We start from the raw sequence: 433 nt of genomic DNA, 5'->3' as shown, positions 1-433 counted from the left end.
AAACACGGCTTTCGTAAAACGAAAGTTTATATGGGATTAATTTTTGAAAGACCTGCCTATTTAAAATTGAAGAAACAGCGCTTTTACTGTAAAGCTTGTCAACAAACCTTTACAGCTCAAACACCCTATATTCAGCCCCGATGTACCATCTCAAATGAGGTCAAACGCATGATGACGCGGAAACTATCTAAAGTCATCTCAGAAAAGGATGTCGCTGAAAGTCTGTGTGTATCACATTCAACTGTCCATCGCCATTTAAAAGAGGTAAGTGATTCAGTGAAGACGCAGGCGCATCATGTTTTACCTGAGCACTTAGCTGTTGACGAATTCAAATCAACGAAAGATGTCGAAGGTGCGATGAGCTTTATTTACTGTGATAGTGTAACCCATGATATCATCGATATTTTACCTGATCGTCGCAAACATAAATTAG

General features: G+C 39.0%; 1 protein-coding gene. It reads left to right on the top strand.

All coding sequences use genetic code 11. The annotated features are described in order from the left end of the window. A partial coding sequence (locus CD118_RS11260; RefSeq protein WP_142380878.1) for a transposase family protein occupies nucleotides 1-433 on the top strand: 433 nt, incomplete at both ends.

The organism is Staphylococcus coagulans (assembly GCF_002901995.1).
GTDB lineage: Bacteria > Bacillota > Bacilli > Staphylococcales > Staphylococcaceae > Staphylococcus > Staphylococcus coagulans.
The sequence above is the reverse complement of the archived record's forward strand: the minus strand, read 5'-3'. Positions and strand labels throughout refer to the sequence as shown.